Here is a 10362-nt window from a genome sequence, read left to right on the forward strand (position 1 = left end):
CCCCGACTCCGACCCCGAAGCCCGTCCCCAAGGCAGTACCTGCCCAGGTCGTGGCTCCCAGCGAAGCCAGCCAACTGCACGAACTCGTCGAGAAGCTGATCACCCAGAACCGCTACACGGAAGCCATGGAGCAGGCCGCGCGCTGCGCCGACCGCCATCCCCAGTTCGCGGATTGCCAGCTCTCGCTGGGCTACCTCCATGGCAGGCTCGACAACCTCGCGCTGAGCCAGCGGCATTACGCCCGGTTCCTGACCCTGGCCCCCCAAAGCCATCCTCAACGTTCGCGCGTCACTGCAATCCTTCGCGAACAGCAGTAAGCGTTTCCCACCAGGGGCCTCCCGACTGTTGGATTTCCCCATCCGTGCGGGAAGGCCTGCATGGAAAGACAAATCAGACATGGGATATGCTGGCGCCGCGCCCACCCCCAGGGCGCGACTCCAAAGGACTCCAAGATGAAGAGGAAGTTGATCACCGCGAGCGTGTTCATGTTCGGTCTGCTCGTCGGAGGCGCGTCCGCCACGGCATCCAGTCCCGCGAAGGATGCTCCCGTGCCTGGCATCACGGAGGAGATGGCGCGCTGCGTTTACGAATGTACGAGCGGCGGACAGAGCCACACCGTCTGTTGGAACTGCTGCGTGCGCAACATCTGCGAACTGGCGGAGTGAGCAGTCCATTCCATTGAAGCCAGCGACATCACCGCCTGGGATGGGCTGGGGGAGCACCTGCCCCTTTCAATCCCAGGCGGCACCGGAGAAGCCCAGGCCCTCCGCCACCTCCGCGTCCGTGAGCGGACGGAAGGCGCCTTCCGGGACATCCAGCACCACCTCTCCCACGGCTTCGCGATGCAGCGTGAGCACCGGGTGCCGCACCGCTTCGAGCATCCGCTTCACCTGGTGGTGCCGCCCCTCGGTGAGCGTGAGCACCACGACGTCCGGCTCTCGCAGCGCCGCGCCCGCCAGCCGCGTGGGACCGTCCTCCAGCTCCAGGCCCATCCGCAGCCGCCCCAGCGTCTCCTCCGTGGGCAGGCCCTCCACGCGCGCCACGTAGCGCTTGGGCAGGTGCGTCTCCGGCGCCGTCGCGTGCCGCACGAACTGTTCGTCGTTGCTGAAGAGCAGCAGGCCCGTGGTGTCCCGGTCCAGGCGGCCCACGGCGTACCACTCGAAGCCGGCGAGCTCCGGGGGCAGCACCGCGCGCAGCCGCTCAAAGACGGTGCCCACGCCTTCGGGGTCGGAGCCGTGCACCACCGGCCCCGCGGGCTTGTGGAACATCAGCGCCCACACCCGCGACGTCAGGGCCCGCTCCACGCCATCCAGGCGCACGCGGGACTCCGGCCGCACGGGCGCGAAGAGGTCCGTCTGCACGCGGCCATCCACCTCCACCCGGCCGTCGCGGATGGCCTGCTCGGCCTCCGCGCGCGGCAGCACGCCGGCCCGGCCCAGGGCCCGGGTCAGCCAGTCCGTCCGCGCGCCCTCGGGCACGCCCGGCCCCCGCCGCCTCGCGGCCTCCAACCATCGCGGTGTCCGTTGCTTGCGCGCCATGCACCCTCCTCCAGGGTTGCCGCCCGCTGTATCAGATGCGTGACGCCCTGGGGGTTCCAGGCCTGGCGGGCATATGAGGGCGAGCAGGAGGGCTTGCGGCGCCGTTTGACTCGCCCTGACGGCTCTGCGCATGTGCGCGCCGCCGTGTCCACGCGTCCCTCCGAAACCGCCGAAGCCCCGCCCGAACTCCTCGCCGCGCTCGCGCCGCCGCCTCCCGGCCCCGCCGTGGCCTTCGTGCTGCGCCTGGGCCACGCCCTGCACCGCCACGGGACGCCCGCCCACCGCCTGGAAGGGCTGATGCAGCGGGTGAGCGAGCGGCTGGGCCTGGAGGCGCGCTTCTTCTCCACGCCCACCTCCATCTTCGCCTCCTTCGGCCCGCCCGAGGACCTGCGCACCAGCCTCATCCGCGTGGAGCCCGGCGACATGGACCTGGAGCGCCTCATCCTCCTGGACATGCTCGCGGACGACGTCATCCAGGGGCGCCTCACGCCCTCGGAGGGCGCCACGCGCGTGGAAGCCATCCTCGCCCGGCCCCAGCGCTACGGCCCGGCCCTCCAGTTGCTCTGCTGGATGCTGGCCGGCGCCTCCGCCGCCATCCTCTTCGGGGGCGGCTGGAAGGAGATGGGCGTCGCGGGCTTCAGCAGCCTCTGCATCGGGCTGGTGGACCTGGCGACGCGCAAGCAGCCCACCACCGCGCGCGTGCTGGAGCCCGTGGCGGCCGTGCTGTCCGCCGCGTTCGCGGGCATCGCCGCGCACTACTTCGGTCCCCTCCACGGAGAGGTGGCCACGCTCGCGGGCCTCATCGTCCTGTTGCCCGGGCTCACGCTCACCATCGCCGTCAATGAGGTCGCCACGCGCAACCTCATCTCCGGCACGTCGCGCCTCACGCACGCCGCGCTGGTGTTCCTCCAACTGGGCTTCGGCGCGGCCCTGGGCAGCCGGGTGGCCACGGTGCTGCCCCCACTGCCCGTCGGTCCCCTGCCCACCGTGCTGCCGACTGGCACCGCCGTCGCGGCGCTCGTCGTGGCGGGCTTCGCCATCGCGGTGCTCTTCCGCGCCCGCCCACGCGACTGGGGATGGATTGCCCTGGCCGGCGCCGCCGCGTTCGGAGGCGCCCGGTTGGGGACGCTGCTGTTGGGGCCGCAGCTGGGGGCCTTCGTCGGCGCGCTGCTGCTGGGCATCGGCAGCAACGCGCTGGCGCGGCTTCGCAACCGTCCGTCCGTCACCACCGTGGTGCCGGGCCTGATGCTGCTCGTCCCCGGCAGCGTGGGCTTCCGCAGCCTCGCTTCGCTGCTGGAGCGCGACGTGGTGGCGGGCGTGGACACCGCCTTCTCCATGCTGCTCGTCGCGGTGGCGCTGGCGGCGGGCCTGCTGTCCGCCAACGCCATCATGCCCCCGCGCAAGGTGCTCTGAAGCGAGCTACGAAAGGCGCAGCAGGTACACGCCCGCGAGCGCCACGACGAAGTACGGCACCAGCACCGCCGCCCCCGCGTACTCCTTCGCCATGCGCTGGCCGAAGAACAGCGCCAGCAGCGACACCGCCGACAGCACCGCTCCCAGGTACGCGAGGAACGGACTGCCCGTGGCCACGAGCGCCACCGCGCCCGCCGCGCTCAGCGCACCGGCCGCCAGCTCCATCAGCGTGATGACCGCCAGCATCGGCGTGACCACGCCCTTCAGGGGCGATTTCGCGAAGTGACCGGTGAGCCACCCCAGGTTCCCCTTCCAGTCCACGACCTTGTCCAGGCCGGACTGCAGGAAGAGGATGGCCAGGAAGGCGGCGCACAGCAGCTGGGGAAGCCAGAGGGTGAAGCGGGCGGAGTCGAAGGGCGGCATGGCGCCGCACTCTACCGTCCCCTTCGCCGCCCCCAAGTCCGTCGAGCAGGCGGGCAGGCTTCCAGTGGCCTCCCCGGGGGGAATTCCGCCTGCAACATTCCGACCGGGCGGGCTCCCGGGGGAGGGGCAGGCTCCTTAACTTCGGGAGGCCATGGCCTCTGATCAGGTAGCGCGCCGCGTCTTCGTCGGTCTCATCCTGCTGTCCATCCTCCTTCTGTGCCTGGTCATCCGACCGTTCGCGGAGGCGCTCTTCCTGGCGGCGGTGCTGGCCGGCACGTTCCACGGCCTGCACAACCGGCTCAAGCGGCGGCTGCGAGGCCACGGCAACGTGTCCGCGGGCCTCATCGTGTCGGGCATCCTGCTGGCGCTGCTCCTGCCCCTGGGCGGCCTCACCGCCTTCGTCGTCGCGGAGGTGTCCGAGGGCGCGCGCTTCGTGACGCAGACGGTGCAGAAGGACGGCATGGACGGGCTGGTGAACAAGCTCCCCAGCGGCCTCCGGGGGCCCGTGAGCAGCCTCATCGAACGGATCCCCCTGGAGCAGGAGCAGTTGGACCAGAAGCTCCAGGAGCAGGTGACGAGCCAGGGCGGCACGGCGGCGAAGGCCGTGACGGGCGCGGTGGCCGCCACGGGCACCCTGGTGCTCCAGGCGACGATGATGCTCATCGCGCTCTTCTTCTTCCTCACCGACGGCGACCGGCTGGTGCAGTGGGTGGAGAGCGTCTCCCCGCTGCGGCGCGGCCAGACGCGGGAGTTGCTGCGCGAGTTCCGGGGCACGTCCGTGTCCGTCCTCGTGTCCACGGTGGCCACCGCGGGCGTGCAGGCCGTGGCCGCGCTGGTGGGCTTCATCATCGTGGGCGTGCCGGCGCCGCTGTTCTTCGCGGGCCTCACCTTCTTCTTTGCCCTCATCCCCGCCGTGGGCGCGGCGGTGGTGGTGCTGCTCGCCTCGGGCCTGATGTTCTTGAGCGGGCACCCTTGGGCGGCGCTCTTCCTGGCCATCTGGGGCGTGGTGGTGGTGGGCCTGGTGGACAACGTCGTCAAGCCGCTGCTCGCGAAGAAGGGCATGAACCAGCATGGCGCCATCATCTTCTTCGCGCTGCTCGGCGGACTCGCGGCCTTCGGCGCGGTGGGCCTGCTGCTGGGGCCCCTCATCGTCGCCTTCTTCCTCTCCGTGGTGCGCATCTTCGAGCGCGACTACGGCCGGCCCAACCCCCGCCTGGGCGACCCGGCCACCCCGGGCGGCCCTCCGGTGGACCCGGAGGACCGGCGCATCGTGCTCACGTCGGAGTCGGGGGAGGCCATCACCGACGTGAACCTCCCGCCCAAGCACTGAAGCCCCTGACGCTTCAGGGCGTGGACTTCTTCGGCGCGGCCCCCTTCGTGGTGGGCGGCGCCGAAGTCGTTTCGGCCCCCAGCGCGCGGAACGCCTCGCGCAGCGCGTCCGGCGACGCCGCCAGCTTCGGGGCGACGGTCCGGGCCTCCGCGGGCGACAGCTGTCCCAGCAGGCTGCGCTCCAGGTGCTGATCCACGAAAGCCTGGGTGGAGTCCTCCTTCAGGTCCACCACGGTGCCCTTCGCGTCCAGCACCGGCACCACGCGCGGCGAATTGAACAGCACCACCGTGGGCACGTCCACGGCCTTCACCCGGCGGGCGACCTCGTCGCGCAGCTTCGGGTCGAAGTGGATGCCCTTCTGCTGCACCAGCGCGCGGATGCCCTCGTAGTCCCCGGTGGCCTTGATGACCATCAGGCGCGAGAGCAGCTCGCCCACCGCCTCGCGCATCTTCGCGTAATCCGGAACGGTGAGGTACGTGCGGCCGTCCTCCACCACCGGCTTCACGACGCCCTTCTCCTCCAGGAACGTCACCGTCATGTGATGGCCGCGCTGGTGGTCCTCCTCGAACGCGTTGCCCGTCTCCACGCGGCGCAGGTTGGTGAGGCCCTCCACCAGGAAGTCCCGGTACATCTGCTTCGCGATGGCCTCGTGGTCCGGCGACAGCTCCGCGAGCGCCGGGTCGAAGGCGTGCCACAGCGCCACCAGGTCCGCGCGCGCCTCCTCCAGCGTGTTGTCGTATTCCTTCAGGAAGACGGACGGGGACTGGCCCTTGAGCTTCGCGTCCACCTGCCCGGAGGCGTGGCCCAGCACCTCGTGGAAGGCCACCAACCACTTGCGCGCGGTGACGGAGTACTTCCGCGCCTGCTCGCGGTCCTCCGCCGTGCGGGAGAACTCCAGCGCCAGGGGCAGCCGCGTCACGGCGGAGGCGGTCTCCATCACGTTGGTCACCATCACGCTCTTGCTGCCGTACTTCTCGCGGACGTGCTGCTCGTTGGGCAGGTTGATGCCCGCGGGCGGCTGCGGGTAGGCCGTGATGAAGTTGATGGCCTTGGCCACCGGGAGCGCGACCTTCTTGCGGCGGTACTGCGCGGGCCAGGGCAGCCGGTCCTCGAAGTACTGGGCCTTGCGACCCATGAGCTCCATGATCTGGTTCTCCTTCGCGTCGCGGTAGTTGATGAGCCCTTCCCACTGCCCCTTGTGGCCGCGCGGGTCGACGTACGTCTCGATGAAGCCCAGGTTGAGGTCCACCTTCGGATCCACCTTGAGCCACGCGATGTTGTACGCGTCCCAGTCCTTGGGGCTGCCCGTCTGGAAGTAGCGCACCAGCTTGCCCAGCGAGGCCTTTTGCGCGGGCTCCGCGGACTTCATCGCCTCCTGGAGGTGCGCGATGACGCGCGACAATTCCTTCGCGTACAGCCCCGGCTTCACCTTGCCGTCCGGCGTGCCGGCGCGGAACACCTGCTCCACCAGCTTGCCGTTCTCCTTCACCACGCGGGAGTTGAGCGGGTACTTCTCCTGGAAGCCCTCCAGGTCCTTCAACGTCACGCCGGGGCCATAGGCGGTGTTGGAGGAAGCGGTGAGCAGGTCCTGCCCCGGGGGCGGCGCCTTGGAGGTGAGCTGCGGTTCGAAGGCCGCGTCGAAGAGGGTGGGCTTCAATTCCTGGAGCCAGACCTTGAGCGAGGCCTCGTCCTTCACCGGATAGGGAGCGCCGGCCGCGAGGGCGCGCGTGGCGGCCGCGTCGAGCTGCTCGGCGGTGAAGCCCGGGACGAACTTCTGGCCGGTGGTGCTGTCGTGGTTGCCGCCATGGCCATAGAAGCGCATCAGGTACTCCGCCAGCTTCGCGTCGAAGCCGGACGCTTCACTCCGGGCATCCCGGCCGAAGAGCCAGGCGCCCTCGAGCAGCCGCTTCGCCGGCACCAGCTTCCAGCCGAGCTGGTCGTACGCGATGTCCTCGCCCGCGTGCGCCGCGAGCGTCAGGGACCACGCCACGCGCTTCTCCTGGGCGGACAGCTCCGCGACGCCGGGCGCGAACATCTGCGCGACGGCGGTGTTGCCGGAGCGGGCGCGGAGGAACTTCCCCCCAGGCACGGTGAGGCTGGGCTGCGCGACCTGGGCGGGCGCCGGCTTGGACGTGGCGGGCGCCACGGACGGCGGCGTGGAGGGCGCGGCGGCGAGGACGGCGGCCAGCAGCAGGGGCTTCATGGAGGCTCCAGGGGGATGTGACCGGGGACGTGGCTATCGCGCGCGCGGGGTGGACTCAAGCCGCGCGCGCCCGTGCCCCCTCACGGGCGCACGGGATGTTCATGCTTCAGGCAGACGGAGCGGGGAGCGCCTTGTTCAACGGCCCAGCGCGTACGGGCCGCCCTTCTCCACGGCGCGCTGGTAGGCGGGGCGCGCGTGCAGGCGGTCCAGGTAGGCCGTCAGGTTCGGATACTCCCCGAGCAGCCGGAACGCGCGCGCGGACTCCAGCACGAAGCTGTTCTGCAGGTCCGCGCCCGTCAGCGCGTTGCCCACCAGGAACTCGCGGCCCTGGAGCACGCCTTCCATGTAGCCCAGGTGGTTCTTCAGCTCCGAGTCGATGCGCGGCATCAGCGGCGCTCCGGCGTCACCCAGCCGCTTCACGTAGAGCCGCTGCATGATGGGCAGCATCGCGGAGCCTTCCGCGAAGTGGAGCCAGTACGTGTACGCGTCCTGGTCCTCGGGCGCGGGCGCGAGCCGCCCCTTGCCGTGGCGACGGATGAGGGTCTCGATGATGGCCCCGGACTCGGCCAGCATGCGGCCGTCGTCCTCCACCACCGGCGACTTGCCCAGCGGATGGATGGCCTTGAGCTCCGGCGGGGCCAGCCGCGTCTTCGGGTCCCGCTGATACCGGACGATTTCGTAGTCCAGCCCCAGCTCCTCCAGGAGCCAGAGGATGCGCTGCGAGCGCGATTCATTGAGGTGATGGACCTTCAGCATGGGACGGGCTCCTCGCGTCCGCATCCGGGACGCCACACGGGGCCACTCTCCCAGTTCGCCCCTGCCCCGTCGCGGTCCTCGCGCACGGTGTTCATCAACGGACCGCCCCCGGGCCGCCCGCCCAAAAAAAACCGGGCCCGAAAGGCCGCCCGTGGAGGCGACACTTCCCGGCCCGGGTCCCACCGAAGCCTTCTAGAACGCCGAACCGCTCGCGCGCTTGCCGGGCGAGCTGGCCGTGCCGGACACGGCCGTGTGCAGCGCGAAGCTGGCGCTGGCGCTCGCGTCCGGGCTGCGGTTGGCGGACACGCCGTCCGTGCCCGCGAGCCCCGAGGCGAAGGTGGCCGAATCCACCGTCGTGCCGGACGCGCTCTTCAGCGTCACGGTGTCACCGCTGTTCGACAGGCCCAGCGTGCCCGTGGACGCGGCCACCGCGCCCACCGTGCCGGCCGGAATGCCCGACGCGCCACCGAACACCACCACCGCCTTGCCCGCCGCCACCGTCGTGCCGCTCGCGAAGGTGTGCCGCACGCTGGCGCTGTCCGACAGCGTGTAGCCGCTCAGGTCCACCGCCGCCGTGCCGGTGTTCACCAGCTCCACGAACTCCCCGTTCACGTCCGAGCCCGCCTCGTTCAGCAGCACCTCGTTGATGAACACCTGCCCGGTGCCGCCGGAGCCGCCGGTGGTGATGGCGAAGGCGCTGTTGCTCAGGTCGTTGAGGGCGGCGTCGCTCGCGTCGCTCACCCGCACCCAGGCGTTGGTGCTGGCGCTGCCGGGCACCGTCCACGCCACGCTCCCGGAGGCCGCGCTCGTGCTGGTCGTCACGGCCGTCCAGGTGGAGCCGTTCAGCGAATACTCCACCTTCACGTTGGAGATGCCGGACGACGTCCAGGTGATGGTGCGCGAGGAACCACCCGTCCAGCTCTCACCACCATTCGGCGACAGCACCGTCACGGAGCTGGAGGTCGTGCCATCCCCCGGGACGAGGAAGTCCTTGATGATGCCCATGTGCTGCATCCCGGAGGCGCCGCTGTCCCCCGACACCGCGGGAGAGATGTCGGAGATGGGCGAGTACACGCGCGTGTCCACGACCAGGCCGTTGGCGAAGGTGCTGGAGCCGATGACGACCGACGTCTGATAGGCGCGCAGGTCGCTGTCCACCAGCACGTGGTCGTACGGCGAGCTGCGGCCCGCGTTGGTGTTGGTGTTGCCATTGCGGTCCGCCGGATACGGCGACGCCGTGGACACCACGCTGGAGAAGGTGCTGAAGGTGGCCTCGCTCCGGCTGCCGGTGTTGAAGTCACCGCCAATGGCCAGGAAGTCCCCGGCGGGCACGTTGGCGTTGATGAACTTCACCAGGTTGGTCGCCTCCGTGTTGCGCGTGCCCGAGCTCGTCGTGAGCAGGTGCACGCTCACCACCCACAGGTCCTTGGGGCCCGGGATGTTGATGCGCGCCCACGCGAAGTCGCGGTTGGACACCTGCGTGTCGTCCCACTCGCCCGCGGCGATGATGGGGTAGCGGCTGATGATGCCGTTGGGGATCTGCGCACCGGCCTCGCGGTAGTACGAGAAGCCGGTGCCGAAGGCCGTGTCCACGAAGCTGCGGATGTCCGCCGCGGAGTCCGTCTTGTAGTTGAACTCCTGGATCATCACGACGTCGGCGTCGGTGCCCTGGAAGATGCGGATGCCGTGGCCCGGGTCGTAGTCCTGGCCGGTGCCGCTGCTCAGATTGGCCGCCATCAGCCGCAGGCGGACATTGGCCAGCCCATCCTCATGCGTCGCCAGCTCGGGCGCGGTCTCCTCCGACGCCTCCGTCCCGCCGCACGCGGCCAGCGCCGCGCACAACAGCGAGAACGACCACGTTCGCCAGGAGGCGGCAGGCCGCCGGAAGAGGTCTTGTTTCAGGCTCACGGTGTTTCATCCTGCTCCCGGAAGAACCAGGAGCCGTAGGGGGTCTGGGACGTCACGGCAGCGCCGCGCACGCAGTATTCCGCGTACACGACGCCCTGCGCGTTTATCCGTCACAAACTTTGAAACGTTGCGTGAACCGACGGCCAACGGTCACCCGCGACTCGGGGGCCGGGCGCTGTATTACACATTGTTACAGTTACATCGCGGCGGTGGTGGAGAGCGCTACGAACGCGTAGCGGATGCCCTTGCCCAGGGTGACGAAGAAGATGAACGGCACGGGGCGCACGCCCACGAAACCGCCGGCGAGGACGAACGCGTCACCCAGGATGGGCAGCCACGACATGAGGAGCGCGGGGGCGCCCCAGGTGCGCAGCTTTTCCTCGGTGCGCGCCATGCGGGGGCCTTCCTTCGCCCGCCTGCGCGCGATCCAGCGCCCCACGGGCCCACCTCCGCCGCGCGACACCCACTGCCCCAGGATGTAGAGCGTCAGGGCGCCCAGCACGTTGCCCACGGTGGCGACCACGGTGGCCGTCACCGGCGGCGTGCCGTTGTAGATGAGCGCGGCGAGCATCGCCTCGGAGGGCACCGGCACCACGGAGCCCGCCAGCATCGCGACGAAGAACATCCCGGGCAGGCCCCAGGTGGACAGCGTGGTCGGCTCGGGCACGGGCATGGGTGAGGCGGGCCATACACCCTGGGCTGGCCGTTCGTCTTGTCCGCCGTGTCGGGCCCCGCCCGCCGCCCTGCCCTCCAGGGCCACGGGGTGTCCGTCCCCGGGGGCGGCCGTGGAG

9 protein-coding genes and 1 pseudogene are annotated in these 10362 nt (G+C 70.4%); 4 read left to right on the forward strand and 6 right to left on the reverse strand.

The features are described from left to right. Together D7Y13_RS31460 and D7Y13_RS31465 are read left to right on the forward strand one after the other, a co-directional pair. Positions 1-317 (forward strand): annotated as a pseudogene (locus D7Y13_RS31460) (hypothetical protein); the annotation flags it as partial. Between the two features lie 135 nt (positions 318-452). Continuing rightward, complete coding sequence (locus D7Y13_RS31465; protein ID WP_120534603.1) at positions 453-665, forward strand: hypothetical protein; 213 nt, start codon at positions 453-455, stop codon at positions 663-665. Positions 666-731: 66 nt separating this feature from the next. On the opposite strand, the gene D7Y13_RS31470 is transcribed toward D7Y13_RS31465, so the two are convergent. Continuing rightward, entirely contained in the window at positions 732-1538 is an 807-nt protein-coding gene (locus tag D7Y13_RS31470) for a pseudouridine synthase (protein WP_120534604.1), read from the reverse strand. A gap of 144 nt (positions 1539-1682) precedes the next feature. Between D7Y13_RS31470 and D7Y13_RS31475 the strand changes: the two genes are divergently transcribed. Further along, complete coding sequence (locus tag D7Y13_RS31475) at positions 1683-2951, forward strand: threonine/serine exporter family protein (RefSeq protein ID WP_120585655.1); 1269 nt, start codon at positions 1683-1685, stop codon at positions 2949-2951. A gap of 6 nt (positions 2952-2957) precedes the next feature. Here the strand turns inward: D7Y13_RS31475 and D7Y13_RS31480 are convergent, their stop codons facing one another. Beyond that, the gene (locus tag D7Y13_RS31480; RefSeq protein ID WP_120585652.1) at positions 2958-3374 is read right to left on the reverse strand and encodes a DoxX family protein; all 417 of its coding nucleotides are present in this window, start codon (positions 3372-3374) and stop codon (positions 2958-2960) included. 151 nt (positions 3375-3525) lie between these two features. On the opposite strand from D7Y13_RS31480, the gene D7Y13_RS31485 reads away from it, so the two are divergent. Further along, positions 3526-4704, forward strand: coding sequence for an AI-2E family transporter (locus tag D7Y13_RS31485; protein WP_120534606.1), 1179 nt, complete (start codon positions 3526-3528; stop codon positions 4702-4704). A gap of 13 nt (positions 4705-4717) precedes the next feature. Here the strand turns inward: D7Y13_RS31485 and D7Y13_RS31490 are convergent, their stop codons facing one another. The 4 genes from D7Y13_RS31490 to D7Y13_RS31505 all read right to left on the reverse strand — a co-directional run bounded on the left by D7Y13_RS31490 (position 4718) and on the right by D7Y13_RS31505 (position 10244). After that, positions 4718-6907, reverse strand: a complete 2190-nt coding sequence (locus D7Y13_RS31490; protein ID WP_120585653.1) for a dipeptidyl-peptidase 3 family protein — start codon at positions 6905-6907, stop codon at positions 4718-4720. 135 nt (positions 6908-7042) lie between these two features. Next, positions 7043-7663, reverse strand: coding sequence for a glutathione S-transferase family protein (locus D7Y13_RS31495; protein WP_120534608.1), 621 nt, complete (start codon positions 7661-7663; stop codon positions 7043-7045). A gap of 192 nt (positions 7664-7855) precedes the next feature. Continuing rightward, positions 7856-9565, reverse strand: coding sequence for a lamin tail domain-containing protein (locus D7Y13_RS31500; RefSeq protein WP_370451738.1), 1710 nt, complete (start codon positions 9563-9565; stop codon positions 7856-7858). Between the two features lie 202 nt (positions 9566-9767). Further along, a complete protein-coding gene (locus D7Y13_RS31505; RefSeq protein WP_370451739.1) occupies positions 9768-10244 on the reverse strand; it encodes a YqaA family protein in 477 nt (158 codons plus the stop codon). Positions 10245-10362 lie beyond the last annotated feature (118 nt).

Source organism: Corallococcus praedator, from assembly GCF_003612125.1.
In the GTDB taxonomy this organism is placed as follows: Bacteria; Myxococcota; Myxococcia; order Myxococcales; family Myxococcaceae; genus Corallococcus; species Corallococcus praedator.